Origin of the sequence: Candidatus Tokpelaia sp., from assembly GCF_008636115.1 — a bacterium.
In the GTDB taxonomy this organism is placed as follows: domain Bacteria; phylum Pseudomonadota; class Alphaproteobacteria; order Rhizobiales; family Rhizobiaceae; genus QLZD01.
This window is the reverse complement of sequence record NZ_QLZD01000028.1, coordinates 22,491-48,287: the sequence shown is the minus strand read 5'-3', so window position 1 is coordinate 48,287 and position 25,797 is coordinate 22,491. Positions and strand designations below refer to the sequence as shown.

At 53.5% G+C, this 25,797-nt stretch carries 22 protein-coding genes and 2 pseudogenes; 15 read left to right on the top strand and 9 right to left on the bottom strand.

Annotated features, from left to right (window positions below; translation table 11 throughout):
- The first annotated feature begins 60 nt into the window (after nt 1-60).
- The 3 genes from DPQ22_RS04840 to DPQ22_RS04830 all read left to right on the top strand — a co-directional run bounded on the left by DPQ22_RS04840 (nt 61) and on the right by DPQ22_RS04830 (nt 2,858).
- Nucleotides 61-690 carry a hypothetical protein gene (locus tag DPQ22_RS04840; protein WP_150213674.1) on the top strand — a complete coding sequence of 210 codons (630 nt, stop codon included), beginning with the start codon at nt 61-63 and terminating at the stop codon, nt 688-690.
- Between the two features lie 591 nt (nt 691-1,281).
- On the top strand, nt 1,282-1,506 hold the full coding sequence (locus DPQ22_RS04835) for a hypothetical protein (RefSeq protein ID WP_150213672.1): 225 nt from the start codon (nt 1,282-1,284) through the stop codon (nt 1,504-1,506).
- A gap of 362 nt (nt 1,507-1,868) precedes the next feature.
- The gene (locus tag DPQ22_RS04830; RefSeq protein WP_150213670.1) at nt 1,869-2,858 is read left to right on the top strand and encodes a Csu type fimbrial protein; all 990 of its coding nucleotides are present in this window, start codon (nt 1,869-1,871) and stop codon (nt 2,856-2,858) included.
- A 338-nt stretch (nt 2,859-3,196) separates the two neighbouring features.
- On the opposite strand, the gene DPQ22_RS04825 is transcribed toward DPQ22_RS04830, so the two are convergent.
- From DPQ22_RS04825 to DPQ22_RS04805, 5 genes and pseudogenes are all read right to left on the bottom strand, one after another.
- A complete protein-coding gene (locus tag DPQ22_RS04825; RefSeq protein ID WP_150213668.1) occupies nt 3,197-3,559 on the bottom strand; it encodes a hypothetical protein in 363 nt (120 codons plus the stop codon).
- A gap of 52 nt (nt 3,560-3,611) precedes the next feature.
- Nucleotides 3,612-5,945, bottom strand: a complete 2,334-nt coding sequence (gene glyS, locus DPQ22_RS04820) for a glycine--tRNA ligase subunit beta (protein ID WP_150213666.1) — start codon at nt 5,943-5,945, stop codon at nt 3,612-3,614.
- Nucleotides 5,946-6,043: 98 nt separating this feature from the next.
- Nucleotides 6,044-6,973 (bottom strand): annotated as a pseudogene (locus DPQ22_RS04815) (glycine--tRNA ligase subunit alpha); the annotation flags it as partial.
- A gap of 268 nt (nt 6,974-7,241) precedes the next feature.
- Nucleotides 7,242-9,152 carry a tetratricopeptide repeat protein gene (locus tag DPQ22_RS04810; protein WP_150213663.1) on the bottom strand — a complete coding sequence of 637 codons (1,911 nt, stop codon included), beginning with the start codon at nt 9,150-9,152 and terminating at the stop codon, nt 7,242-7,244.
- A 47-nt stretch (nt 9,153-9,199) separates the two neighbouring features.
- Complete coding sequence (locus DPQ22_RS04805; RefSeq protein ID WP_150213660.1) at nt 9,200-10,180, bottom strand: polyprenyl synthetase family protein; 981 nt, start codon at nt 10,178-10,180, stop codon at nt 9,200-9,202.
- A 239-nt stretch (nt 10,181-10,419) separates the two neighbouring features.
- Here DPQ22_RS04805 and DPQ22_RS04800 point away from each other — a divergent pair, with 239 nt between their 5' ends.
- The 7 genes from DPQ22_RS04800 (at nt 10,420) to DPQ22_RS04770 (ending at nt 17,172) form a co-directional block, all read left to right on the top strand.
- The gene (locus tag DPQ22_RS04800) at nt 10,420-11,199 is read left to right on the top strand and encodes a tRNA1(Val) (adenine(37)-N6)-methyltransferase (RefSeq protein ID WP_150213658.1); all 780 of its coding nucleotides are present in this window, start codon (nt 10,420-10,422) and stop codon (nt 11,197-11,199) included.
- A 185-nt stretch (nt 11,200-11,384) separates the two neighbouring features.
- Nucleotides 11,385-12,269 (top strand): S49 family peptidase, encoded by an 885-nt coding sequence (locus DPQ22_RS04795; RefSeq protein ID WP_246681489.1) that lies wholly within the window; start codon nt 11,385-11,387, stop codon nt 12,267-12,269.
- A gap of 81 nt (nt 12,270-12,350) precedes the next feature.
- Entirely contained in the window at nt 12,351-12,545 is a 195-nt protein-coding gene (locus DPQ22_RS04790) for a hypothetical protein (protein WP_150213656.1), read from the top strand.
- Between the two features lie 21 nt (nt 12,546-12,566).
- Nucleotides 12,567-13,523: a 4-(cytidine 5'-diphospho)-2-C-methyl-D-erythritol kinase gene (locus tag DPQ22_RS04785; protein WP_150213654.1), complete on the top strand. Its 957-nt coding sequence runs from the start codon at nt 12,567-12,569 to the stop codon at nt 13,521-13,523.
- 352 nt (nt 13,524-13,875) lie between these two features.
- A complete protein-coding gene (locus DPQ22_RS04780; RefSeq protein WP_150213726.1) occupies nt 13,876-15,150 on the top strand; it encodes a PA0069 family radical SAM protein in 1,275 nt (424 codons plus the stop codon).
- A gap of 95 nt (nt 15,151-15,245) precedes the next feature.
- Nucleotides 15,246-15,920, top strand: a complete 675-nt coding sequence (locus tag DPQ22_RS04775; RefSeq protein ID WP_150213652.1) for a ribonuclease HII — start codon at nt 15,246-15,248, stop codon at nt 15,918-15,920.
- Nucleotides 15,921-16,194: 274 nt separating this feature from the next.
- Nucleotides 16,195-17,172 carry an L-threonylcarbamoyladenylate synthase gene (locus tag DPQ22_RS04770; RefSeq protein ID WP_150213724.1) on the top strand — a complete coding sequence of 326 codons (978 nt, stop codon included), beginning with the start codon at nt 16,195-16,197 and terminating at the stop codon, nt 17,170-17,172.
- 38 nt (nt 17,173-17,210) lie between these two features.
- Here DPQ22_RS04770 and DPQ22_RS04765 read toward each other — a convergent pair whose 3' ends face one another.
- Nucleotides 17,211-17,588: a DUF1344 domain-containing protein gene (locus DPQ22_RS04765; RefSeq protein ID WP_150213650.1), complete on the bottom strand. Its 378-nt coding sequence runs from the start codon at nt 17,586-17,588 to the stop codon at nt 17,211-17,213.
- A 294-nt stretch (nt 17,589-17,882) separates the two neighbouring features.
- On the opposite strand from DPQ22_RS04765, the gene ribB reads away from it, so the two are divergent.
- Nucleotides 17,883-19,004, top strand: a complete 1,122-nt coding sequence (gene ribB / locus DPQ22_RS04760; RefSeq protein WP_150213648.1) for a 3,4-dihydroxy-2-butanone-4-phosphate synthase — start codon at nt 17,883-17,885, stop codon at nt 19,002-19,004.
- Between the two features lie 56 nt (nt 19,005-19,060).
- Complete coding sequence (locus tag DPQ22_RS04755) at nt 19,061-19,321, top strand: exodeoxyribonuclease VII small subunit (protein ID WP_256371554.1); 261 nt, start codon at nt 19,061-19,063, stop codon at nt 19,319-19,321.
- Between the two features lie 65 nt (nt 19,322-19,386).
- On the opposite strand, the gene DPQ22_RS04750 is transcribed toward DPQ22_RS04755, so the two are convergent.
- On the bottom strand, nt 19,387-19,884 hold the full coding sequence (locus tag DPQ22_RS04750; protein ID WP_150213646.1) for a DedA family protein: 498 nt from the start codon (nt 19,882-19,884) through the stop codon (nt 19,387-19,389).
- Nucleotides 19,885-20,110: 226 nt separating this feature from the next.
- On the opposite strand from DPQ22_RS04750, the gene dxs reads away from it, so the two are divergent.
- The 3 genes and pseudogenes from dxs to DPQ22_RS09325 all read left to right on the top strand — a co-directional run bounded on the left by dxs (nt 20,111) and on the right by DPQ22_RS09325 (nt 24,505).
- Nucleotides 20,111-22,066 (top strand): 1-deoxy-D-xylulose-5-phosphate synthase, encoded by a 1,956-nt coding sequence (gene dxs, locus DPQ22_RS04745; protein ID WP_150213644.1) that lies wholly within the window; start codon nt 20,111-20,113, stop codon nt 22,064-22,066.
- A gap of 41 nt (nt 22,067-22,107) precedes the next feature.
- Nucleotides 22,108-22,866 (top strand): annotated as a pseudogene (locus tag DPQ22_RS04740) (TlyA family RNA methyltransferase); the annotation flags it as partial.
- A gap of 88 nt (nt 22,867-22,954) precedes the next feature.
- Nucleotides 22,955-24,505: a hypothetical protein gene (locus tag DPQ22_RS09325; RefSeq protein WP_320411416.1), complete on the top strand. Its 1,551-nt coding sequence runs from the start codon at nt 22,955-22,957 to the stop codon at nt 24,503-24,505.
- Between the two features lie 32 nt (nt 24,506-24,537).
- Here DPQ22_RS09325 and DPQ22_RS04730 read toward each other — a convergent pair whose 3' ends face one another.
- A complete protein-coding gene (locus tag DPQ22_RS04730; protein ID WP_150213642.1) occupies nt 24,538-24,843 on the bottom strand; it encodes a hypothetical protein in 306 nt (101 codons plus the stop codon).
- A 110-nt stretch (nt 24,844-24,953) separates the two neighbouring features.
- A complete protein-coding gene (locus DPQ22_RS04725; RefSeq protein WP_150213639.1) occupies nt 24,954-25,697 on the bottom strand; it encodes a hypothetical protein in 744 nt (247 codons plus the stop codon).
- Between the last annotated feature and the right edge of the window lie 100 nt (nt 25,698-25,797).

Below are 25,797 nucleotides of genomic sequence, written 5' to 3'. Positions count from 1 at the left end.
TTTTATGCTATAAACAAGCCATAGACAATCATGTCTATAAAATGTGAAAGGTAAATTATTATGGCTGATGTTAGTAATGGTAATGTTAAAGGACAGGCTGCCGAAATAATTGAAAATGCAGGCAAGCTGCATTTGACTGATGTAGCCGGGTTCAGTGAGTTGGCTTATGACAAAATTGCCGGTATGGAAGCTGTGAAAATGGCCGAACTGGAGCATATGGAAGCCATGAAAATGGCTGAACTGGAACATATGGAGATGCGCAAGCTGGCAGAAACAAAAAGACTTGCTGAGATCAAGCGCGTTGCCAATCTGGAAGAAGCGGCAGAATTGGCTAAAGCCGAGGCTGTGCGTATTGCCCGGGCGGAAAAGGCCAAAAAGCTGAAAGAAATTGAAGCTATCGTGGTGGAAGCCGAGATTGAAAAGGTTGAGGCTGTGCGCTTGGCTGAAATCAAAAAGAATACTGCTCTGGCTGAAATTCATGCTTTGACTGTTGCGGCCGAAGTCAAGGAAGCGCAGGAAGTGAAGCTGGCGGAAATCGAAAAAATGAAAAAACTCCGTTTGGCCGAGCTTAACCGTATGGAAAAGCTGAAACTGGCGCAAATGGCCGGCATGAATGAAGCAGCAAAACTGACGAAAATGGTTGAGTTTGCTGTAGCAGACAGGCTGCGTCTGGCCGGTTTGACTAAATAATATTTGCAAAGTCTGATATTATAAACAGTTTAGTGCCCCGCTATCTGTGCGATGGCGGGGTGTCTGTGTGAAGGGATTCGCCCGAAATATATCGAGGCGATTTTCCAATTATTTTTTGCTGTTCACTATTTTCTGCTATTCCGTCTTCTATCAGATTTGAGAGCCAGGCTCAGTCAAGGCAGGTCGAAGGCAAACAGCCTGTCATCAGGCTGCACAATATCCGCATTCGCCTGGCTAGCGCCATAAAGCCGGCGGCCCATTTTGTGGCGGAGATTGCGCCTGCCGGCGGCACGGCAGGGCGTCTTCTGTCAGATTTGAGAGCCAGGCTCAGTCACGGCAGGTCGAAGGCAAGCAGCCTGTCATCAGGCTGCACAATATCCGCATTCGCCTGGCTAGCGCTATAAAGCCGGCAGCCCATTTTGTCGCGGAGATTAGCCTGCCGGCGGGGCGACAGGGCGCCGGCAGGCCGTGCGGCGGTTATCAAGCAGCCTGTTATCCGCCTGCCGCTATCAGCCTTGGCGGCATTGTCTGGTATGATATACTGCTTATCTCCCCGCCGTTTTATTATTCTCAATCATTCAGGATTATGAAATGGGGCAGAAAACCTGTGCAATAGCAGGTGTTCTTTCTGCTGCGGCTTATTCTCTTTATCTCTGGCACTTGATGATTGTTCATTGTGCTGTCTGGCTCAAAAGCAAGCAAACAGTTCCGCCTGTCATGCCTAGTGTCGGCGCGACCATTGCTGCCTTTGGGCTGGGAATAGTTATTTATAAATTGCTCTGCAAAACCAGACTTAACCGGCTTGTGCGCGGATAAATATTGGCGTGCGAAATTTCTGCTCCTTTCAAAACGCTTTTGCAGACCCTTTGACTGACGCTTCAAAAGCTTGATTTTGACAGCGAAAAGATTCCAAAACCGCGTGTCAAAAATTCCAAAACCTTTTATCCGGCTATATTGGCCCCTCAAGCTTGTCTTATCGGCTGCTATCTGTATTTACGCTGCCGGCTATGCCGCAGCCAGGGAACGAAGGCGGAGCAAATGCACTGTCTCTGTCCGTAACGTGTCTTTGAGATTGCCGTATCAAGATAATTTAAAATATTTATTGCATAAAGTAATTTATAATATTAGTCTCGGCCGCAGTGATTCGACTTTTGCGTCAGGTTTAACGGGGGCACATTGTGCGTTTTGTCGGTTTGGTTTTATTATTGAGTGTCTTTTTATCTCCTGCCGGTTATGCTGCGAATCGAACTGTGCCGGGGGCAAGATGTGTTATTGCTAATTTAGATCTGGCAACAGTCAATATTGGCAATATCCATAAGGCTCCCGATGTTTCGGGCAGTATGGACTGGACATGCACTCTGCGCGATACAGTGGCCGGGCGGATAGATAGCGGCAATAAAGTGACCTTTTGCTGGCACATTCACGGGCCCACCACTCTGCGTAACGGCTATCGCTACGCCACTTTAAACGCCAGGAATGAGATAGGGTTTAATTTTTATTCAGACGGGGTGCGTGTTGGCGGCCTCGGCACCAGCCAATATAATATAACCGGCATAGCCACCAGGCTAGATGATCTGACTTATTCCGTGCACAGTCCGATTACCCTGAAACTTGAAGGTAATGATGCTGTAACCAGCCTGGCCGAAGGCAAATATAATTATAATAATGCGGTAACCCATTTCACCATTCACCAGATAGGAGAAAATGACGCAATTACCAATCCCAATACTTGCGGCAGCGCTACCAGCGATATTGGCGGCGATCCTAATGTTTACAGCTCAACCAGCGTTACTATCAATGTTAAAACCTATTGCAACATTGCCAGCGTGAGCGATATGGTCTTTCCGCGGCAGTTCAGCCTGAGAAATGCCGTAACCACAACGGCTAATGTTACTGTTGATTGCTCCGCCGGGACAGATTTTGCCGTGAGTCTTGATAATGGTTTAAATTATAGCAACAATACGCGCCATATGATCAACGGCACCGATGCGGTTTCCTATTCTCTTGATCCGGAAACATGGACTGGTCTTGGTAACGGCCTGCCTGCGGGTTTGAACTATAGTGTTATCGGCACTATTCCGGCTCAGGCAACGCCGCCAATAGGCAGTTATAAAGATACGATCGTGGTAACCGTCAGCATAATAGATACTGCGGCCAGGCACTCCTGACGGCTGTTAGCGACCATGTGCCCGGCTTGTCGACGCGGTTGGGGGGCTATATCATGCCGGCATTTTGTAATTGCCTTTAATTGTAAACTGAAACTATCATTATCGGTTTTCTAAATCTCTTACCTGCCTTCGCAAGCAATCAACATCATCACCATAATTATATATAATCCCGCTGCCATCAATATTAAGCGCGGGAGCCGGTTGAGGGTGTTGCGCCCGCGGAGCCGACTGCATTTGCAGATTTTTATTTGCTCCATCTACAAAATTATCATAGCCCTGCCAGAATTTATCAGAGCAGGCAGACAATAAAAAAAGCGGCTATAATAGCCGCTATAATTTTAAACATTTTCATCAACTTCTATGATTTTTGTTTTTTCACCATTCCACCCGACAGGATACCCGGCATAATCCTGCCTTTTTGGTTTTTGGCCGGGGAAAATATCGCCCAGCCCCATATAGCCTGTCGGCACCGGCTTTGGCCACTGCCATACTTTCGGAGCGCCGTTAAAGCCGCCATCATATTTGCCGCTAAACATTGCCCAATCCAGCGGCGCGGCGTTTTGCCAGCCCCTCATTGTATTTTCCCCCGCCATATTGCCGGCTGGAAAAGCAGCTTTCATATCACCGCCATTATAGCCCGGCAAGCGGTTCCGGAAACGGGCTATAGTCAAAACTGTAAGGTAACCGCTGCCATTTATCATCTGCCCCTCTCTCTATGACCGGGGCGTTATGAGCCGGGAGCGTAAGGGTCGTTTACCCATTCAGCCTGCTAAAATCCGCCAGCGGGGTGAGCAGATTGCGAATACGCGCCAGAATAGCCAGACGATTGGCCCGCCGGGTGGTATTTTCGTCATTGACCAGCACTTTTTCAAAAAAAGCGTCAATCGGTGCGCGCAACTCCGCCAATGCCGCCAGAGCGTCACTGAAATTATCCTCTGCCGGCAGCGCTTGCAGTTTTTTCTCAGTCTGAAAAACAGCATCATAAAGCGCTGTCTCTTCTTTGGCAGTAAATTCTACCGGGTCAACCTGCGCGGCAATTTGTGTCTTTTTGCCGGCCTCCGCTGCCAGAATATTAAGGGCGCGCTTTGCTCCATTTAACAGAGCTGCACCATTAGTGCTGCCGATAAAAGCAATCACAGCCTCTATTTTGCGCGCTGTTTGCCGCAAATCATCACTCTGCGCCGTTAATACGGCCTCTATGGCATCATGGCGCGCGCCTTGCTCCCGCAGCCAGACTTTAAAACGCTCATGAAAAAAGCCGAGCAAATCGCGCAAAGCAGCGTCTGCTCCGGCAATTAACTGCTCTTCAAAATGTTTTTCTTCTTCCGCCGGCCGCAATGCAGCGCCGTTCTGGCCGGTTGCAGCAGAAATTTTGCTGCCGGCAAAATTTTGCATATGCTGCTCCACAATAGATATATGCAATAAATGCGCCGCTTCACGAAATAAAGGCAGTAAATGAAGCGGCCGGTCTTGCGCCAAAACCAGGCGAATCACCCCCAAAGCGGCGCGGCGCAGAGCGTAAGGATCTTTAGAGCCGGTCGGTTTTTCATTTATCAGCCAGAAGCCGACCAGAATATCAATTTTATCAGCCAGCGCCACGGCGACAGAGACAGGATTGCGCGGCACATTATCTTTGGGGCCTTGCGGCTTGTAATGTTCTTCTATTGCCGCGGCAATAGCGGCATTTTCGCCCTGCAGCAGAGCATATTTATGCCCCGCCAGGCCCTGCATTTCAGGAAATTCGCCGACAATTTCTGTCTGCAAATCGGCCTTGGCCAAGGCGGCTGCCCGGCGAGCCGCCTTACTTTCTGCCCCCGTCAGCGGAGCAATTTTGGCCGCCAGCGCCATAATTCGCGCCACGCGCGCCCCTTGCGTGCCTAATTTGGCATGGAAAGTGACATTAAGATAATCCAGTTGCGCCATGCGCTGATCCAGCGGCTTGTGCATATCAAGAGCAAATTTTTCTGCCGATTGGCGCAATAGCGGCAGATCAGGCAGAGATTTCTGATCTGTCTGCCAGAAATAAAGGGCATCAGCCAGGCGCGCCTGCACAACTTTGCCATTGCCTTTAATAATTTCTTCGCCTTTATCTTTTGGTTCAATATTGGCTGTCAGAATAAAATAATTTGCCAGTTTTTTGTCATGATGCTCATGCGGGCCGGCCATTTTTTCTATTTGCCCGGCTGCCGTTTTGGCTGCCGGCATAAGGCGAGTGACAAAACATTTTTGATTGGTCTTAATTGTCAGGCGGATAATTTCCGGCGGGATAGCCAAAAAGCGCTCGGCAAATGTTCCGGACAGCACTACCGGCCATTCCACCAGCCCGGCCACTTCTTCCGCCAGGCGCTCATCTTCCACCAGTTCCAGCCCGCGGGCAAAGCAGAGATTACGCGCATCAGCCAGGATAATCTCCTTGCGCCGCCCAGCGTCCAGAACCACTTTGGCCTTGGTCAATCTGGCGGCATAATCGTCAAAATTCCGCACATTTATCGGCTTGCGCCCATACATAAAAGGGTGGCCGAAAGTGGCGCGCCCTGATTTAATGGAGCCGACATTAAATTCTACAATATCGGATTGCGTATCCGTGGACAGCACACATAAAACAGAATGCAGCGGGCGCACCCAGCGCAAGGCACCTTCGCGGGCAGAATCTGCCCCCCAGCGCATGGACTTCGGCCAGGAAAAATTACGAATAATTTCCGGCAGAATTTCAGCCAGAATATCCCGCGCCGCCCGGCCTTTATGGGTGATTGCGGCGCTGTAATAGGCGCCTTTTTTGGGATCAGTGAGGATTGTCGCCTGGTCAAGCGATGTCAGCCCGCCGGCGCGCAAAAAACCCGCCACGGCTGCCGGCGGCGCTGTAATTGCGGGGCCTTTGCGCGTTTCCTGCCTATCAGGTGATTTTTCACTCAGATTGCTTATATGCAAAACCAAACGGCGCGGGGTCCAATATATATGCGCATGCGCATAAGCCAGCTTTTTCTCCGCCAGCGCTTCTTCAACCTGTTTTTTCAGGTTTTCAGCCGCCGGGCGCTGCATAAAAGCCGGTATTTCCTCGCTATAAAGTTCCAGAAGAAGGTCAGGCATAGGTACAATCTTTACTTTTTATTTTTTGTCTTATGGCTCGTCTCGCCGCTATTGGTCTGTTTTTCAACTGTTCTTGCCGGCGGCACTGCCGGGGTAAAACCGCCGCCCTGCGTTTGCAGAAAAGCCTCACCGCAAGCACGCGCCAAATTGCGCAGACGCAAAATGTAACTTTGCCGCTCGGTTACTGAAATAGTGCCGCGCGCCTGCAACAGGTTGAAAATATGGCTGGCTTTGATACATTGATCATAAGCGGGCAGGACACAGCGATAAGAGCAGCCTTTTTCTACCGGCCGGCCGGCGGCCAGAAGAGCGCCGCACTCTTTTTCTGCCTCGATAAAATGGCGATGCAGCAGGGCCGTATCGGCATATTCAAAATTATAGCGCGAATATTCCTGCTCCGCCTGCAGGAAAATATCGCCATAGCTTATTTTTGCCGCGCCGGTGCGGCCGTTAAAATTCAGCTCATAAATATTATCAACATTTTGCAAATACATGGCCAGGCGCTCCAGCCCATAGGTCAGCTCACCGGATACAGGGGCGCATTCAATGCCGCAAACCTGCTGAAAATAGGTGAATTGCGACACTTCCATACCGTCACACCAGCATTCCCAGCCCAGCCCCCAGGCGCCTAAAGTCGGGCTTTCCCAATCATCTTCAACAAAGCGAATATCATGCCTGTCTGCATCAAGCCCGACTGCCTTGAGCGAGCCGAGATAAAGCTCCTGCAAATTTTCCGGCGAAGGTTTTAAAATAACCTGAAACTGGTAATAATGCTGCAAACGATTGGGATTTTCGCCATAGCGGCCATCTGCCGGGCGGCGGCAGGGCTGGACATAAGCCGCCCGCCACGGTTTTGGCCCCAAAGCGCGCAAAGTAGTGGCAGGGTGAAATGTGCCGGCGCCCACTTCCATATCATAAGGCTGGAGAAGGGCGCAACCATAATCTGCCCAATAAGTTTGCAGCGTTAAAATCAGCCCCTGAAAGGAGCGGCGCGGGTCAAGATAAACAGGCAGGCTCACAAATCCAATCCCTTTGAACTGGCTACTGCCGCCAAAATGCGGCTTAAAGCAGAAACAGCATTTTAGCCTTTATAGGCGAATTTCTGCCAAAGCCAAGCCCTAAAGCCGGCCTTTGCCGCAAAATCCTGCCTTTATCCTTTATCCCTGGCGCCGCTGCGGCAGATCCGGCATTTGTGCAGCGGTGCACTTTGGCTGCGGCCGGCTTGCCCTGTTCTGTTTCGGCTGATAAAGCCGTTGCAAAAAAAACAGGCGCGGCCTGCCGGCTGCGCCAGCCCGGTCAGCGGCCGGGATTGGCGCTGTTATCACTTTTGCCGGCAATATTCTCTGCCGTTTTTGCGGTTGCGGCCGGTGGCAGGCCGAATTGCAGCTTGGTTTTGATCGCCGCTTCTTCCTCCGGCTCAGGATTAAAAGCCAAAGCGTGATTCCACTGAAAAACTGCGTCCAGCTTTCTGCCGATTTTCCAATAAGCGTCCCCCAAATGGTCATTAATGGAAGATTCTCCCGGCTCCAGCCGCACGGCTTTTTCCAAAGTGGTAACCGCCTCATCATAGCGGCCGAGCTTGTAATAGGCCCAGCCGAGCGAATCAATTACCGCGCCGTCCTGCGGGCGCAAATCCGCCGCCTTGCGCACCATATCCAGCCCTTCTTCCAGCCTTATGCCGCGATCCGTCAGCGAATAGCCGTAATAATTCAGCACATCGGCATTTTGCGGCGAAAGGCGCAGCGCTTCACGAAAATTTTCTTCCGCCTGCGGCCAGTTTTTGCTTCTTTCATAAGCAATGCCACGCTGGAAATACAGGCTCCAATCTTTTCCCTCAGGCCTGGTCAACCTGCTTATCATAGTGTTGAGCAGGTTAATAGCGGCAGAATAATTGCCGTTTTGCAGGTAAATATTGGCCAGCACATTTTGCAGCGGCGCTTTATCGGGCGAGCGGGCAATCATTTTTTCCAGCTCAGCCGCTGCCTGTGTATCTTTTTTATCGGTTTTGGCTCTATCGGCCAGCTTCCGGTTCAGGCCGAGAGCCAGCAATAATTCGGCATCATCAAAATAAGGCGAATTTGGCGCAATGCGGGCAAAGGCTGCCTGCGCCTTTTCCCTACGGCCGCTTTTGGCCGCCAGAATGCCGAGCCGGAAAAGAGCCGCCTCATTTTCAGGGTATAAAAACAAGGCGGTCTGCAAATAAATATCGGCATAAAGATCTTCCCCGGCGCGCAAAAATGTGCTGCCTGTATCATAAGCAAATTCTGCCGCTCCCTGCGCCGGATTGTTAACAATAGGAGGGATAATCTCCCCCTGTTCCAGCCGGCGGCGCAAGGTCTGCACTATTGGGGCGGGGGCGCCCGGCCCGGCCTGCGCCCGGTCAAGCCGCTTTATTGCTGCCTGTTTGCCATGCAGCCGCTGGATAAAACTTATATAGGCTGTCAGCAAATGTTCATAGGCTTCCGGCGCCATTTCAGCTAATTGTTTATATTTCAGCGCTTTTTCATAGGCGGCGGCGGCCTCGGCAGTATTACGGCTCAAATCCTGCATCAGGGCCGTATTGTAACAGCTTAAAAAACTATACCATTCTGAAAAATGCGCCCGCTGCAAATTGCGTAAGGCTTTTGCCTTTCGTCCGCTGCCGTAATCCGCCCATGAGGTAAAGAAAACCCATAATAGCGATTCATTATCGCCTTTGGTTGCGCCAACAGTCGCATTGACCTCGGCATAATGCTGCTTTTTAAACGCCGCAGCGGCCAGAACCAACTGCACAATCGGCCGGATAGCAGGGTCGGAATCAGCGCGCATAGCTGCTGCTGTCTGCACGGCCTGCGTATAATTGCCGTCTTCAATCAGGCTGAGCAGTAATTCGCGCTGCGCTATTTTATCATGCGGGCGGAAAGATAAAGCAAGGCGGAAATAGGCACCGGCATAAGGACTGCCCTGACTGGCGGCATAAGAGCCGGCCAGATAAGCGCCGGAAAAGCTTTGCGCCGAAACTGTGTCACTCTTTATTGCGGCGAAAGCGGTAGTGCCGGCAAACAGCCCTTTACCCAAAACAGCCGGCCATAAAGGTGCCGGGCCCGATATTATGCCGGCAAGAAGCAGGGCTTTATAAAAGCAGGAAGATTTTTTAACCGGCATAATCTGTCTTTCGTGCTGCCTGGCCACAAGGCGCTTGCGGGCGAAAATTGCAGTCATTCCCATAATTATAGCGGCGGCTTGTATATGGGTTGAGAGCGCCGCCGGCTTTGTTACGTGACACGATTGACGCAGAAGTCAACCACCTGCATCAGCGCCTGTTTATAAGGCGTATCGGCAAAATCCGCCAGTGCCGCCCGCGCTTTATTGCCAAAATCCCGCGCTGCCTTTATTGTGTCTTCCAGTGCCTGATAATTGCTGATAAGGGCCAGCGCCCGTTCAAGCGCGGCCTCATTATTATTGCCCTGTTCCATAGCACCCCGCCAAAAGGCTTTTTCTGCCGCATTGCCGCGTATATAGCTCAAAATAACCGGCAGGGTAATTTTCCCCTCACGGAAATCATCGCCAATATTTTTGCCCAGCTCAGCAGTTTGCCCGCCATAATCCAGCGCATCATCGACCAGTTGAAAGGCAAGGCCGAGATTTTTGCCGTAAGCGGCCATATTCCGGCGTGTTTCCCCATTTTCTCCGGCAATAATGGCGCCGACTTCTGCCGCCGCGGCAAATAAAACCGCTGTTTTGGCCTTGATAATAGTGAGATAAGTGCCTTCTTCTGTTGTCATATGCCCGGCAGCGGCAAGCTGCATAACCTCACCTTCGGCAATGACAGTGGCAGCATGGGATAAAACCTCAAGGCAGGGCAGGGAGCCGGTTTCCACCATCATTTTAAAAGCCTGCCCCAGCAAAAAATCACCTACCAGCACGCTGGCCTGATTGCCCCAGATTATGCGGGCGGTAGATTTGCCGCGGCGCAGACCGCTTTCATCAACCACATCATCATGCAGCAATGTGGCCGTATGCATAAATTCTACCGCTGTGGCCAGTGTGACATGATGGGCGCCCTTATAGCCGAACATTTTGGCCGCGGCCAGGGTCAGCATTGGGCGCAGCCGCTTGCCGCCGGAAGAAATAAGGTGGTTTGCCACTTGCGGTATCATGTCAACATCGGAGCCGGCGCTGGCAAGAATAAGCCTGTTGACAGCCTGCATATCGGGCAATGTCAATTTTGTCAAAGGTTCAATGGAGGCTTGCATAATCTGATTTTATCCGCTTTTATTAAAACTGCCGGTTGTCTCTATTCGCGCCTGGAGCAAATTTGTGCAAAACCGCAACAGGGAAGAGACTGAACAGGCAGGTTTTGCACAGACGCCTTTCTTATAATTTATCCTGAAGTTTAAGCAAGGCGTTTTCTCGCGCGCAAGGCAGGAAAACGGCAACAGGCACATAACTCATGGGCTGATATAAAGAGAAAGCAGGCAAAATTCCGGGCGCAATGGCAAAAGATAAAGCAGAAGATTATAGCAGGGATATATTTCATCGCGGTCGTTTTTGTCTGATACAACCGCGCCGCTGCGGGCATCGCTCCGGCATTGACGCCATGATTCTGGCCGCCTGTCTGCCGCGGGATTTTGCCGGTCTGGCGGCTGATTTCGGCGCCGGCAGCGGTGCTGTCGGCCTGGCGGCGCTTGCCCGCTGCCGGCAGGCGCGGCTGGCGCTGGTTGAAAATTCTGCCTTTATGCTGGATTATACGCAAAAAACCCTGAATGAGCCGCTTAATGCCGCCTTTGCCGGGCGGGTGCGGCTAATTGCCGCCGATATTGGCCTCAAAGGGCAGGCGCGGGCTTTTGCCGGGCTGGCGGATAATATGTTTGACTTTGTGCTGATGAATCCGCCTTTTAATGATCGGCGTGACCGCCCTACGCCTGATGATGAAAAAGCGCGGGCGCATATTTTGCGTGAGGGGCTGCTGGAAGACTGGCTGCGCACGGCGGCGGTGACCTTGCGGCCGCAGGGCGGCCTGGCGCTGATTGCGCGGCCGCAATCGCTCAATGATGTTCTGGCCGCCTGTCGCGGGCGGTTTGGCGCTTTGCAGATTGTGCCGGTTTACCCGCGTGAGGAGCATGCCGCTATTCGCTTTATCCTGCGCGGCATAAGGGGCAGCCGCAGCGCCTTGCAATTTATGCCGCCGCTCATTTTGCATGGCGCTGACGGCCATGGTTTTTTGCCGCGCGCCGATGCTGTCAATAATGGCCGGCAAGGCCTGTTTGATTAAAGCCTCTCATTGGGCGACTATTCAAGGGAAAACGGCGGAAGACGGCGCGCCGGCGGTAATCGGCACTTGTCGGCAAAAAATTTGTGTTCCCCTGGCCGTTTTGTGCTAAAAGCCTTGAAGAACCGGGGCGGGAGGCAAATTTGGTGATGGCAGGCCGGGAAAACCGGCAATATAGGAGATTTGTTTTGAAAAATCCGCTTAAATTTTTGCTGCCGCGGCGTTTTTTTGCCGCTGCGCCTGTTATTCCTGTCGTCCGGCTCAGCGGCATGATTGCCGCCAAAGGCGGCCGCCTGCAAACTGTTTTATCGCTGGAAAACTGCGCTGCTTTGCTGGAAAAGGCTTTTGCCGCCAAGCATGCTCCGGCCGTGGCCTTGATTGTTAATTCTCCCGGCGGTTCGCCGGTGCAATCGCGCCTGATATTTCGCCGTATTCGCGATCTGGCGGCTGAGCACAAGAAAAAAGTGCTGGTTTTTGTCGAAGATGTGGCGGCCTCCGGCGGCTATATGATTGCCTGCGCCGGTGATGAAATTTATGCTGATCCGTCTTCTATTGTCGGCTCTATCGGCGTGGTTTCCGCCTCTTTCGGCTTTCCTGAATTGTTGAAGAAAATCGGCGTGGAGCGGCGCGTTTACACAGCAGGGGTCAACAAGGTTTCGCTTGACCCTTTTGCCGAGGAAAAGCCGGCCGATATTGCTCATTTGCAGGATTTGCAGCGGCAGATTCATGAAATTTTTATTGATCTGGTAAAGACAAGCCGCGGCGATCGGCTGCGCGATGACGGCACAATATTTACCGGCATGTTCTGGACTGGGCTTAAAGGTAAGGAATTGGGGCTGGTTGATGATTTGGGCGATATAGGTTCAATTTTAAAAGCGCGTTTTGGCTCTAAGACCAAAATGGAGCTGATTGCCTCGCCGCGCAATTTTTTGGGGCAGGTCAAGCAGGCGGGCGCGGTGCAGGCGGCCTGGGCGGGTAAGGCCGGCTGGGCGGCGCAGGCGGCGGAAGGAGCGGTGGAAACTGCTGCCCAACTGGCTGAGGAACGCAGCCTTTATGCGCGTTACGGCTTATAGGCAGAGAATTAAGAGAATATTCGCTCAGGCCCGGCGACAGTTTTGCCTTTGCCGCCGGGCCGGCGCTCAAAGGGTAAGGAAATGACGCGCAATTTATTGCTTCTGGCCTTTGTCGCCTTTGTATTTTGGAGCGGGCGCAGCTTTTGGCTGAAAAAAAGGCCGCGGGGAAAAGCGCCGCCACCCCGGCGGCCTGAAAACAAAGCCGGCGGCGGGCAGGAGCCTGTTGATCTGGTGCGTGATGAAAAAACCGGCGAATATCGCCTTAAAGAAGATTGATTATAGAAAGCCGCTTTGATTATGTCTTCTTTTGCCGCTTTGCGTCACACTGCTTTGGCACAAAGGGAGGCCGGTTTTGCCCTGCAGGCGCCGCTAAAGCTGAATCTGGCTTTGCATGTTTTAGGCAAGCGGGCAGACGGTTATCATGAGCTGGAAACTCTGATCGCTTTTAGCGCTGCCGGCGACAGGCTGCATTTCCGCAAGGCGGCGCAGGACAGTTTTGCCATTACCGGCGCTTTTGCCGCCAATACAGGCAGAGCAGAGGATAATCTGGTTTTGCGCGCGCGTGATAATTTGCGGGCGCTATTGGGGGCAAAATCTGTGCCGCCGGTGGCAATCCGCCTGAGCAAAACTCTGCCGGCTGCCGCAGGGCTGGGCGGCGGCTCGGCCGATGCGGCGGCCTGCTTTATCGGGCTATGCGCGCTGGCGGCGATAAAGGCGGAAGAGCCGGCAGTGCAGCGCCGGCTTATGCAATTAGCGGCGCAGTTGGGGGCAGATGTGCCTATGTGCCTGGCCTGGTTTTACCGCCAATCCGCTTATCTTGCCCGTGGACGGGGAGACAGGCTCACACCTTTGCCTTGTTTCCCCGCTTTGCCGGCGGTCATTATCAATAATGGCACGGCACTGGCCACAGCTTCTGTCTTTGCCCGGCTGAAAAAGGCAGATAATGCGCCTGTGCTGCAAAAGCCGGCAATTAAGCCGGATATGAATTTTGCCGATTATGTTGCCTTTTTACGCCTGATGCGCAATGATTTATATCCGCCGGCTTTGGCCGCCCTGCCGGCTCTGGCCGATAATCTGGCTTTATTGCAGGCCAGCGGCGCTGCCTGGTGCTCTATGTCCGGCTCGGGCGCCAGTTGCTTTGGCCTTTATGCCACAATGGCAGCGGCAGAGGCTGCTGCTGCTTTTATCCGCCGGCAGCAGCCGGGCTTTTTTGTGCTGGCAACAAAAACAAATGGCGCGCCTTTGCCGCAATAGATCGGCGCAATCTTCCTGTTTGCGGCAAAGCCGCCTGACAAGGTGCCATGACAGCCGGCAGGGCAGAGGCTGCTTGAATTTTGCCATTGGCGTTACTCAGGCCGGCGAGATTTTATCGCTCATGCCGATTCTGCCGGCCGCCTCTATTTCCCGTCCTTGTCATTATTTTACCTGTATCTGCTAAATGTTCTTGATTTGTTCTAAATTTGCCGGTAAACAGTAAACAAGCGGGGAATATATGAGGGATATTATGATAAAATTTACATCTATTGCGCCGGATTTGCAAAACCGGGCCGAGGCTGCCGATAAGGCAGCTTTTGGCGGACGGCCTGTTGCCGGCAAAGCCGATAAAATGCCGGAAAATTATGGGCGGGGGACAGAAGTGGGACAAAGCGCTGCTTATGTGCCAAAGGACAGGGAAAACTGCCTTGCAGCGGCCAATCAGATAATGGCGGCCGGCCGGGCGGCAGCCTCTTATCGCCGCGGCCGCGGGGCGGCGCTTAACCCCAAAGGCCGCTTTGAAAAACTGGCAATAGAGGCTGCTGCTGCCGACCAGACAGAAGAAGAGGAAGAAAATTGGCCGCCTGCCCGCCTGCAAACCCAGGTGCAGGTAGAAAAACCGCGCTCTATTATCAACCGCAATGATTTGCCGGATATTCCTTATGATTATTCCATCAACCCCTATCGCGGCTGCGAGCATGGCTGTATTTATTGCTATGCCCGGCCGAGCCATGCTTATATGGGGCTTTCTGCCGGGCTGGATTTTGAGTCGCGCCTGTTTGCCAAGCCGGAGGCAGCGGCGCTGTTGCGCCGCGAATTGGCGCACCCCGCTTATCAACCGCGCATTATCATGCTGGGCAGCAATACTGACCCATATCAACCGGTAGAAAAACACTATCAGATCACCCGCTCACTGCTGGAAGTGCTGTATGAAGCGCGCCACCCGGTGCATATTATCACCAAATCAGCCTTGATTTTGCGCGATAGCGATATTCTGGCGGCTCTGGCTGAGGCGCAACTGGTGCATGTGGCATTTTCTATTACCAGTCTGGATAACAGGCTGGCGCGGCGGCTGGAGCCGCGCGCTGCCGCCCCGGCGCGGCGCCTGCAGGCCATGCAGCGGCTGGCCGAGCAAAATGTGCCGGTTTCGCTTATGCTGGCGCCGATTATTCCTGCTTTGAATGATCACGAAATAGAAAATATTATGCGGGCCGCCGCCGCTGCCGGTGCCGAAACGGCTCATTACACGCTTTTGCGCCTGCCCTATGAGGTGGCACCCTTGTTTAAAGATTGGCTGCTGCGAGAATATCCCGATAAATATCGGCGTGTTATTGGCCAGTTGCGGCTCTTGCGCGGCGGCAAAGAAAATAATGCCGGGGCGCCCGGCCATGGGTGCGGGCAGGGTGTTATGGCGGTTTTGCTGGCGCGCCGCTTTCAACTGGCGGCAGAAAAATACGGCCTTAACCGGCAAAAAATTCGCCTGACCAGCCATTTGTTCCATGTGCCGGCCGCCTGGCGGCCGGCAGCAGACAGGCCGGGCAATGCCGGCGGCGCAAAAAGGCCGGGCAGTGTTGCGGCCAGGGCACCGGCAGCGCAGCAAAAAAAGGAGCAATTATTGCTGCTGTGACAGGCGCGCGCCTTGCTTATTGCCGGTAATCAAGCCTATTATCGGCGCCGGCCGGCCCAGGCCGCGCGGCGAAATTGCAAATAAAGGGTATTATAATGCCGGTTGCTACTTCAGACTCTGCCGCTTTGGCGATGAAAGCTGCCTTTATCCCGGCTCAGCCGGATTTTGCCGCTGAGGCTTTGCTGCGCCGCCAGGGCGCGCGCGCCGTTTGCGGGGTTGATGAAGTGGGGCGCGGTCCTTTGGCCGGGCCGGTGGTGACCGCGGCTGTCATACTGGATCCCGATAATTTGCCGCAAGGGGTCGCCGATTCCAAAAAGCTGAGCGCGCTCCAGCGCGCTGCTTTAGCTGAAGAAATTCTGGCCAAAGCTTTGGCGGTGTCGATAGCCTCGCTGCCGGCCAGAGTGATTGATGCCGGCAATATTCGGGCTGCTGCTCTGGCAGCTATGCGCATGGCTGTGGACGGCCTGGCGCTCTGTCCCGATTATGCGCTGATAGATGGGCGCGACATTCCGCCCAGATTGCGCTGCCGCGCTTTTGCCCTGATAAAGGGCGATGCAAGATCGCTTTCTGTTGCCGCTGCCTCCATTATTGCCAAAAATATGCGTGATAAAATGATGCAGCGGGCAGAGAGCAGCTATCCCGGTTACGGCTTTGGCAAGCATATGGGCTATGGCACGGCGCAGCATTTGGCCGCTCTAACGCAGATGGGCGCTGTGCCCGGTTTGCATCGTTTTTCCTTTGCGCCGCTAAAGATTTTGGCCAAAAAATGACGGCAGGGCTTTGCCTGTTGCGGGTCTTAAGGCCGTTAATCACCGGCAAGGCCGGCTCCATAAATTTTTTTAAAATCGGCGATTTCGGCCTATTCTGCCTCATACGCCTCATTATCGGCGCGGGAGAAAGATTTATCGCCCTTTTTGCCCGGCCGGACAGCAGGAATAATACGCAAATAAGGCTCAGCCTGGTGACAAGCAGATTGTAAACAGGCGGTTTTTGCGCTAAATTCTCGGTAAAATGGGGGATTTCGCCGTTGGATACAGGCTGCCCATGATTGTGCCCGTTAATGAAAAAAATATTGCGCGTGCTGCGGCTTTATTGGCTGCCGGGCAGATTGTTGCGCTGCCGACTGAGACTGTTTACGGCCTGGCGGCTGATGCAATGAACGGGCAGGCCGTGGCGGCAATATTTGCGGCTAAAGGCCGGCCGCAATTTAACCCGCTTATTGCCCATGTCAGCGGCGCGGATATGGCGGATAAATATGTTGAGATTGACGCCTTATCGCGAAAATTGATGCGGCATTTCTGGCCCGGGCCGGTGAGCTTTGTCCTGCCCTTGCGGGCGGGCAGTTTGATCCACCCTTTGGTGACAGCCGGCCTGCCGACTATGGCCGTGCGTTGCCCGCAAGGTATTTTTGCCGATATTATTGCCAGGCTTGGCCGCCCTTTGGCCGCGCCAAGCGCCAATATTTCCGGCCGTATCAGCCCGACCACGGCGCCGGCAGTAGAGCGCGCTCTGGGCAGTAAAATACCGCTTATTCTCGATGGCGGCGCTTGCGCAATAGGGGTAGAATCAACAATTCTCGCTATAAAGGGAGGGGAAATCAGCCTGCTGCGCGCCGGCGGGCTGACGCGGGAGGCAATAGAGGAGGCGGCCGGGCAGGCAGTTATAAAGCAGAATTTGGGTGCAGCGATTGCCGCGCCGGGCATGCTGCCGTCACATTATGCGCCTGAGGCTGTGCTGCGGCTCAAGGCGCGGATAATCAGGCCGGGCGAGGCTTTGCTGGCCTTTGGCGCAAACCGGGCAAAAAACTATGAAAAAGCCGTTGCTATGCTGAATTTAAGCGAAAAAGGTGATGTCAGGGAGGCGGCCTTGCATTTATTCGCCTATCTGGCGCGGCTGGATAAAATAGTGAGCAAAACCGGCGGCCTTATTGCCGTGGAGCCAATACCGCAGTCAGGTCTTGGCGAAGCGGTAAATGACAGGCTGGCACGCGCTGCGGCAAAACGGCCGCCGTCAGGTTTTTAAGGGCGGCAAATTGCCCCCGGGCAAGAGGCAGCTCTGCCTCAGCGCTCGCTATCATCTGCTTCGCCATTATTATTGACGGTCTCATTATTTTCGGCCGGGTCAGTATCCGCTGCCGGCTTACCCTGCACTTCAATATCGGTTATATAAGAGCCGGAAGGGTCAGTATCATAAAATACCGAGACTTTCTGCCCGACACGAAAATTTGAATAATCAAATTCTCCCGGCAATTTGTAAAGCCTGCCATTATTCAATGTCAAACTATTATCACTCTCATCGATCCGGGTAATTGTGCCGTCTGCGCTATCGGCTAAAGCGGCGGCGGCAAAACCAATGCTCAAAACCGCTGCCGTCAAACTGCACCCGGCAAAACGGGCAAGCCGGCGGGCAAAGTGTTGCAAGAAAAATGTAAAAGGCATTGGCAGCTCCTCAGGCTGGGCTGTAATTTTCAGTTGCGTGCTTTGGCGGCGGCAAGACAGGCGGCGGCAAAACCCGCGAGGCTGCCTTATCTCCCCCAATTATGGTATTTTATCGGTGCGCGGCAGATTTTCCGTTAAATTTATGCCAAAACCTGTTGCATAATTTGACCGCAACTCCTTATACCGATAAAATACCGGGAAATATCTGGGAATAAAATGGGGCGAGGCCGGTTGCAAGACAAGGTTTGTCGGCATAATTTTAAAAATCGGATAAAGGCAGGAAAACCGGAAATTATGAGTGAACAAAAAAACGAAAATGCTGTTGACGCGGCGCTTGAGGCCTTTGCGCGCGGTGAGATTGTGGTAGTAACAGATGATGGCGGCCGCGAAAATGAAGGTGATCTGATTATTGCCGCTGTGCATTGCACGCCTGAGAAAATGGCTTTTATTGTCCGCCATACTTCCGGCATTGTTTGTGCCGCCATGCCTAAGGCAGAAGCGCGCCGCCTTAATCTGGCGCCAATGGTAGCTGATAATGATTCGCCGCATAGCACGGCCTTTACGGTGACGGTGGATTATAAGCACGGCACGACAACGGGCATTTCGGCGGCTGACCGCACTTTGACCGTGCGTAATCTGGCCAATCCCAATGCCGGGGCGGAGGATTTTGTCCGCCCGGGTCATGTTTTCCCGCTTATTGCGCGTGAGGGCGGGGTGTTGACGCGCTCCGGCCATACGGAAGCTACGGTGGATTTATGCCTTTTGGCCGGTTTGCCGCCCATTGGCGCTTTATGTGAGCTGGTGAATGATGACGGCACAGTTATGCGCGGCCCGCAAATAGCTGCTTTTGCCGAGAAACACGGTTTGCATTGTGTAACCGTGGCGGATTTGATTAGCCGGCGCCGCCATAAAGAGAGGCTGGTGGAGCATATTGGCACTATGCCGATAGAGACTGTCGCCGGCCGGGCGCAGGCGCTGAGTTATCAGTTGCCCTTTGAAAATTTGCAGCATTTGGCGCTGGTGCTGGGCGATATTGGCGATGGTGACAATGTGCCTGTGCGCATTCACCGCGAGGCCGTGCTCAGCGATGTTTTTGGTCGCCGGCGTGAAGTGGATTTTATGCTGCGGCGCATGCGGGAAAAATATGGCCGCGGCGTATTTGTTTATTTGCGTGAAGGCTCAGCCGGTGTGAATAGCGGCGCTGATGACGGGCATTATCGCGACAATACCGCAGCAGGGGGTGAGGCGCATAAAGAGGCGCAGTTGCGCGAGGAAGAATGGCGGCAGATTGGCCTTGGCGCCCAGATTTTGCGCGATTTGGGGTTGCGCTCCATTATTTTGCTGGCCTCGAAAGAGCGGCATTATGTCGGGCTTACGGGTTTTGGCATTCATATTAGTGCAACAGATATTGTATAATCGGCGCCTGCTGCGATGTGCAGCAGGGCGGCATAAATGACGAAAGATAAGGCGGCATGAGCAAAGCGGCAGAAAAGGCGGCAGGCGCGGGCGCGGTTGGAAAAATGCGTTTTGAAGAAGCTTTGGCGGAATTGGAGATGATTGTCAGCCGCCTGGAGCGCGGTGATGTGCCTTTGGAACAATCTATTGCCATTTATGAACGGGGAGAAGCTCTGAAAAAACATTGCGAAAACCTGTTGCAGGCGGCAGAAGATAAAGTGGAAAAAATCCGCCTGGATTCTGCCGGCGCGCCGCAGGGAGTGGAAAAGCTGGATTAGCGCCGATCTTATTGGCGTGCGAAGCCGTGCCGGCCGCCGCCGAGTGCGGGCGGCAAGCCGTGTTTTTATAAAATATGGCCGAAAATATCGGGCAGGGCACCCCAGCATAAAACCCATAATAAAGCGCCGATAAAATTGCCGGTCAGATAGCGGCCGAAGCTCATGCCGAGACTGCCGCAGATTAAGCCGTTAAACTCCCGCGCGAGGGGGATAAAACGGGCAATGACAACAAAATACACGCCTTTTGTAGCTGTCATGGCCGCAAATCCGGCGAATTTCTGCCGGTCAAGATGAAGAAAATGTGCCAGCCGGGCGACAAGTTTCTGCCCGCCCCAATGGCCGATATACCAGGCAGTCTGGCCGCCCAGAAATGTGCCGGCAAAAGCGGCGAGCAGCATAGTGTTAAAATCAATTTTGCCTTTATCCGCCAGAACAGAGCCGGCAAATAACAGGCTTCCGGCCGGGACAAGCGGCAGACCAAGGGCATTGACATACATAAGCGGGAAAAAGCTCAGCCCGCCATAATGAGCAATCCAATAGGTAATATGCTGGACTATAGTCATGAATTATCTTGTAATTTCAGGCCGGCGCCCAATCAAGCCCGCCAAAAGATCTTTACAGGCATATTTTGACAGGATTTGTGTTTATTTTTGCCAGATTGCCTGACAAAACTTGTTTTATTGCACCGGTATGCTTAAAACCGAGGCGTTAAACAAAAGCCGTTTTAAATCATTATGGCCGGAGCCGCACTGCAAAGTGCCGATAACGGATTTGGCCAGGGAGGTATATGTGCCGCGACCGGAAACAGTTTTGCTGGATAATATTGCCGGCCCTGCCGATTTGCGCAAAATAGCGGCAAAAGATTTGCCGCTGCTGGCAGCAGAATTGCGCCGCGAGACGATTGATAATGTTGCGCAAACAGGCGGCCATTTGGGCGCCGGGCTGGGCGTGGTTGAGCTGACTATAGCGCTGCATTATGTGTTTGATACACCTTATGACCGGCTGATATGGGACGTAGGCCACCAGTCTTATCCGCATAAAATTATCACCGGGCGGCGCGGCAAAATGCGCAGCCTGCGGCAGGCAGGCGGGCTTTCCGGCTTTACCAAACGCAGCGAGAGTGAATATGACCCGTTTGGCGCCGGCCATTCTTCCACCTCTATTTCGGCCGGGCTGGGCATGGCTATGGCAGAAAAACTACAGGCCGAGCAGGATAAAGAGGCCGGCCGCACCCACGAAAAACGCAATATTATTGCGGTTATCGGTGATGGCGCCATGTCCTCCGGCATGGCCTTTGAAGCCATGAATAATGCCGGCGCTCTGGACGCTAATCTGATTGTTGTTTTAAACGATAATGATATGTCCATTGCGCCGCCGACAGGGGCGATGAGCGCTTATCTGGCGCGGCTGGCTTCGGCCCCTGCCTATCTGGCTTTGCGCGGGCGCGCCCGCGCTTTGAGCCGCAAATTGCCGAAATTCTTTTCCGACACGGCGCGCAAGACAGAAGAATATGCGCGCGGCTTTTTGACCGGCGGCACTTTGTTTGAGGAATTGGGCTTTTATTATATCGGCCCGATAGACGGGCATAATTTAAGCCATTTATTGCCGGTTTTGAAAAATGTGCGCGATCATAGCGCCGGCAGCGGCGGGCAAATGCCGGTATTGATTCATGTTGTGACCAAAAAGGGCAAAGGCTACCCGCCGGCCGAGGAAGCGCGCGATAAATATCACGGTGTCAGCCGTTTTGATGTCAAAACCGGCGAGCAGGTGAAAGCTGCGGTCAACACACCCTCTTATACGCGTGTTTTTGCCGACAGCCTGGTGGAAGAAGCGCACCGGGACGAAAAAATTGTCGCCATTACCGCGGCCATGCCGGGCGGTACCGGGCTTGACCGGTTTGCCGAATATTTTCCCCGGCGCATGTTTGATGTCGGCATTGCTGAGGGTCATGCGGTAACTTTTGCCGCCGGGCTGGCCGCCGAAGGTTTCAAGCCTTTTGTCGCTATTTATTCCACCTTTTTGCAGCGCGGCTATGATCAGATTGTGCATGATGTCTCTCTGCAGGGGCTGCCGGTGCGTTTTGCTATTGACCGCGCCGGTTTTGTCGGCGCTGACGGTGCCACCCATGCCGGCAGTTTTGATACGGGGTTTTTAACAGCTCTGCCCGGTTTTGTTGTGGCTGCTCCCGCTGATAATCTGGAGCTGATGCACATTGTGCGCACGGCCGCCGCTTATGATGACGGGCCGATTTCCTTCCGCTATCCGCGTGGCGAGGGAGAAATGACGGATCTGCCGCAGCGCGGTGAAATTTTGCCGATAGGCAAAGGGCGCATAATGCGGGAGGGCAGCCGGCTGGCACTGCTTTCTTTCGGCACTTTATTGCATGAGGCTCTGGCTGCGGCTGAGGCATTGGCAGCAGAGGGGATTGCTGTCACTGTCGCTGATGCGCGTTTTGCCAAACCGCTGGACGAAGAGCTGATAGCGCGGCTGGCGCGTGAGCATGAGGCGCTGATAACTCTGGAGGAAGGTGCCGGCAATGGCTTTGGCGCGCAAGTGCTGCAATTTTTAAGCCGCAAAGGCCTGCTGGACGCAGCAATCGGGCGCGCGGGGCTAAAAATCCGCACTCTGACTTTGCCGGATTCTTATTTGCAGCATGGGGAGCAGAAACAGGTAATGGCGCAAATCGGCCTGTCGGCGGCGGGTATTGTTGCAACGGCAAAATCTGTATTGAAGGGCGGAATCTGACAGGCCGTATCACAAATGAAGCAAAATAGCGGCGGGCAATTATGGGCGCAGATATGAGCAAAATGCGGCTGGATAATGTGCTGGTGGCGCGCGGTTTTTTTGGTTCGCGCGCCCGGGCGCGTGATGCTGTTTTGCGCGGCACAGTGCGGCTGGCGGGAGAGATAGTGGCCAGGCCGGGGCTGTTGGTGGCGACCGGCGCGGCGCTGGAGGTAGCCGATCCGGCGCGCGCCTATATTTCGCGCGCGGCGCTAAAATTGCTGGCGGCGCTGGAGCGTTTCGGCCTGTCGCCGCGCGGGGCAAGAGCGGCGGATATTGGTGCCTCTACCGGCGGTTTTAGCCAGGTTTTGCTGGAGCGCGGGGCGCGCCATGTAACCGCCATTGATGTCGGTCATGGGCAAATGGCGGCAAATCTGCGCACAGATAAGCGGCTGACACTTTATGAAGGGCTGAATGCCCGCGCGGTGACCGCGGCGCATTTTACCGGTAAAGACGGTTTGCACCGGCCCGATTTTATTGTTTCTGATGTCAGTTTTATTTCGCTGAAATTAGCTTTGCCGCCAGTGCTGCAACTGGCCGCCGCCGGGGCAAAGGCGGTTTTGCTGGTCAAGCCGCAATTTGAGGCCGGGCGTGAAAATATTGGCAAAGGTGGGCAATTACTGGATAGAGCGCAGGCAAAGGTGATAGCGCAAGAGCTTTATCACTGGTTGGACAGCCTGCCGCAATGGCGTGCTTGCGGCCTGTGCGTAAGCCCGATTAGCGGCGGAGAAGGGGCACAGGAATTTTTGCTTTATGGTAAAAAGCAGAGCGCGGCTGAGCCGGAGCTTCACCTGGCTGAGCCGGAGCCTGGCCCGGCCGGCCGGCGGAAGACAAATAATAAGGACGCCGGTAATGGCTGAGGTGGAGATTACCCATATGGGCGCAGAAGGCGAGGGCATTGCCATATTGGGCGGCCGCCCGGTTTATGTGCCCTTTACTCTGCCGGGCGAGAAAGCGGAAATAGCGGCGGGCGCGGGCAAGGCGGCAATATTGCAACAAGTGCTGCGCGCCTCACCTGAGCGGCAGGCGCCGCTCTGCCGCCATTTTGGCGCCTGCGGCGGCTGTGTTTTGCAACATTGGCAGGAGAGGCCTTATCAGTCATGGAAACGCGGCCGGCTTAAGCAGGTTTTGGCGCAGGCCGGCCTGACCGAGGCAGAAATAAGCGGCCGCATGGTGCCGCTTGTCAGCGTGGGCGCGGCGAGCCGGCGGCGGCTGGTTTTAAGCACGGGCTGGCGCGGGGGAGCGCTGCAACTGGGCTTTAACCGCCTGCACAGCCATGAAATTATTGCCGTGGAGCAGTGCCCGGTGGCTGAACCTGTTTTGGTGGCGGCGCTGCCCTTTCTCCGCCACCTATTGGCGCTGCTGCGGGCACGGCGGGAAGGCTGCCATATTGTGCTGACAGCGGCGGAAAACGGCCTGGATATAGCGCTGCAAGGTCTGACCCCGCCGCTAAAAGAAGAAGAAAAATTGCGCAGCGCTGATTATGTAATAAAAACGGCTAGAGCGGCCAATATTGTGCGGCTGAGCAGTGACGCCGAAATTATTGTCGATCTGACCCGGCCGTTTGTGCTTTTCGGCACTGTGCCGGTGGATTTGCCGCCCGGCGGTTTTTTGCAGGCCGTGCGCGGAGCAGAAGAGCATATGGGCGCTTTGGCTGCTCACGCTCTGCGCCGTTGCAAAAATGTGGCGGATTTATTTGCCGGTTGCGGCAGTTTCACCTTTCGGCTGGCGGAAAATAGCAATATTCATGCGGTGGAACAGAATAAAGCCGCCTTGGCCGCTTTGGCGCAGGCGGCTGCCCGGGCGGCTTCTGTTCAGGCGGCCGCGCATGGGGCGGCTTCGTCATCGGCTGCCGCGGCGCAGGAAAGTGCCGCCTTGCCGGCTGCGGCCGCAGCGCAAAAAGGCAGGGAAATCGCAGCAGGCAATGTTGAGGCAAAAGGCTGTGAGGCAAAAGAGAGAAAAGCAGCAGACCGTATTGCGGCCGGCCGCCTGGCAGCAGGCAGTGTGGCGGAAAACAGCGCAGCCGGCGACAATGTGCCGGCAGTCTGGGCAGCAGCGAGCAGCAAGCCTCTGCCGGCTTTAAAGCGCATAAGCTGTGAGCAGCGCGATTTATTCCGTCAGCCGCTGACCGCGCGCGAACTGGCCGCCTATGACGGGCTGGTTTTTGATCCGCCGCGCGCCGGGGCAGAGGCGCAAGCGCGGGAAATTGCCAAATCAGCGGTGAAAACGGTAGTCGCTGTTTCCTGCAATTCGGTGACCCTGGCGCGCGATATGGTGATTTTATTGGCCGGCGGCTATCATTTGCAATCTATAACGCCGATTGATCAGTTTTTATGGTCACCGCATAGTGAGGCGGTGGCCATTCTCACCAAACGCCCGGCCAAAAAGACCTGGCAGCTTTAAAAAGCTAGTAAACACCTCCTTATGGCAAGAGATTAGCGGACATAAGAGAGATTATATGTCATGCTATAAGAGCCTTGCCTGTTTACTTCTCGTTTTTCTTGCGTCTTTTCAGTTTCCGGCTTCAACCATTCTGCTCCCTGCCGCTTTTGCAAATAAAGGATAATGTCTGCCCCTTTTTGCATTTCAGCCAGCAGAAATTCCGCATTCCAGACATAAGAAGGCTTTTGGGGAGATTGCCGGTAACCTATTTCCACTTTATGGACAGAAAAATATTTTTGGAACCCGCCCTTCTGTGCTCGCCGGTAAATAGCTTCTGTCAAATTTTGAATAGAACTCATATTATCTGCACCGATAAAGATTCGTGCAAATCCCTCCGAGGAATTGGAAAACAGGATAAGCTCAAAATTATAAATGTAACTTATTATCACTATATTTCTCCCTGATCCAATTATGGCAAAAATTCTGCCTTATAATTTTGCAGAATCTCTTCTTTTGGTAAGACCTCTTCCTCCTGACCTTGCTCTAATAGCTTGTAGAGCTTTTCGATTTTATCTTTTGGATCCGCCATTCTATTTGCTATTTGTGATGAAGAAGACTGGCATTCCTGTTTTAACAATTCACATAATGCAATAGCTCGTTCCCTACAAAAAAAATCAAAACCCGTGTTCTGTATACTATTTTTACCATTATTTTGCAATTTTACAAATTCCAGAATACTTTCTAACTCTATAATCAACCGGCTAAAAATTGGTGAATCAGACATATGGGCATAGAGCAACAGATTATGTTCCAAGCTTGGCATTCTGTAGCTCGGTATATAAATAATCGAGGAAGGAACGCCGCCTCTATAGCGTCTCATTGCTCCGATTGCTATAGCCGATTGTTCCATTAAATTGGCCTGAACAGAGCAGATATGACCGTAAAAAGCATAAAGCGTGCCGCGCCTTTGGGCACGTTCCTTGCGGCTGTCACGCCACCAGATAAACCAGACCATAAGGCAGGTTGCAGCCGCGCTAATAAGCGCACCGATAAAGCCGAGCCTGTCTACGGCATCATGACAGGCCGGTTGAGCTACCGGGCAAGCGGGCTGCGGCCAGACACATAACCAGCCACTTACAATAACTAAAATAACAAGCAAACTTGCGGCAAGAACAGATTTCTCATTTCGGCCAAAATTTTTATACCACTCCACTTTAACTCTCTCTTTGACCGACTTTTATAGTTTCTTGTATTTCTGTTTATTAGCAAAATTGCAGAAGTCTTGAATATGGCAGCTTGGTAGCCAATGCTCC

What these genes read in the sequence shown, in the direction of transcription:
- ribB (WP_150213648.1), top strand. Translation starts at nt 17,883, where the DNA reads ATGAGTGAACAAAAAAACGAAAATGCTGTTGACGCGGCGCTTGAGGCC.
- DPQ22_RS04840 (WP_150213674.1), top strand. Translation starts at nt 61, where the DNA reads ATGGCTGATGTTAGTAATGGTAATGTTAAAGGACAGGCTGCCGAAATA.
- DPQ22_RS04800 (WP_150213658.1), top strand. Translation starts at nt 10,420, where the DNA reads ATGGCAAAAGATAAAGCAGAAGATTATAGCAGGGATATATTTCATCGC.
- DPQ22_RS04785 (WP_150213654.1), top strand. Translation starts at nt 12,567, where the DNA reads ATGTCTTCTTTTGCCGCTTTGCGTCACACTGCTTTGGCACAAAGGGAG.
- DPQ22_RS04770 (WP_150213724.1), top strand. Translation starts at nt 16,195, where the DNA reads ATGATTGTGCCCGTTAATGAAAAAAATATTGCGCGTGCTGCGGCTTTA.
- DPQ22_RS04825 (WP_150213668.1), bottom strand. Translation starts at nt 3,559, where the DNA reads ATGATAAATGGCAGCGGTTACCTTACAGTTTTGACTATAGCCCGTTTC.
- DPQ22_RS04780 (WP_150213726.1), top strand. Translation starts at nt 13,876, where the DNA reads ATGCCGGAAAATTATGGGCGGGGGACAGAAGTGGGACAAAGCGCTGCT.
- DPQ22_RS04835 (WP_150213672.1), top strand. Translation starts at nt 1,282, where the DNA reads ATGGGGCAGAAAACCTGTGCAATAGCAGGTGTTCTTTCTGCTGCGGCT.
- DPQ22_RS04755 (WP_256371554.1), top strand. Translation starts at nt 19,061, where the DNA reads ATGAGCAAAGCGGCAGAAAAGGCGGCAGGCGCGGGCGCGGTTGGAAAA.
- DPQ22_RS04730 (WP_150213642.1), bottom strand. Translation starts at nt 24,843, where the DNA reads ATGAGTTCTATTCAAAATTTGACAGAAGCTATTTACCGGCGAGCACAG.
- DPQ22_RS04790 (WP_150213656.1), top strand. Translation starts at nt 12,351, where the DNA reads ATGACGCGCAATTTATTGCTTCTGGCCTTTGTCGCCTTTGTATTTTGG.
- DPQ22_RS04750 (WP_150213646.1), bottom strand. Translation starts at nt 19,884, where the DNA reads ATGACTATAGTCCAGCATATTACCTATTGGATTGCTCATTATGGCGGG.
- DPQ22_RS04775 (WP_150213652.1), top strand. Translation starts at nt 15,246, where the DNA reads ATGCCGGTTGCTACTTCAGACTCTGCCGCTTTGGCGATGAAAGCTGCC.
- DPQ22_RS04765 (WP_150213650.1), bottom strand. Translation starts at nt 17,588, where the DNA reads ATGCCTTTTACATTTTTCTTGCAACACTTTGCCCGCCGGCTTGCCCGT.
- DPQ22_RS09325 (WP_320411416.1), top strand. Translation starts at nt 22,955, where the DNA reads ATGGCTGAGGTGGAGATTACCCATATGGGCGCAGAAGGCGAGGGCATT.
- glyS (WP_150213666.1), bottom strand. Translation starts at nt 5,945, where the DNA reads ATGCCTGACCTTCTTCTGGAACTTTATAGCGAGGAAATACCGGCTTTT.
- DPQ22_RS04805 (WP_150213660.1), bottom strand. Translation starts at nt 10,180, where the DNA reads ATGCAAGCCTCCATTGAACCTTTGACAAAATTGACATTGCCCGATATG.
- DPQ22_RS04810 (WP_150213663.1), bottom strand. Translation starts at nt 9,152, where the DNA reads ATGGGAATGACTGCAATTTTCGCCCGCAAGCGCCTTGTGGCCAGGCAG.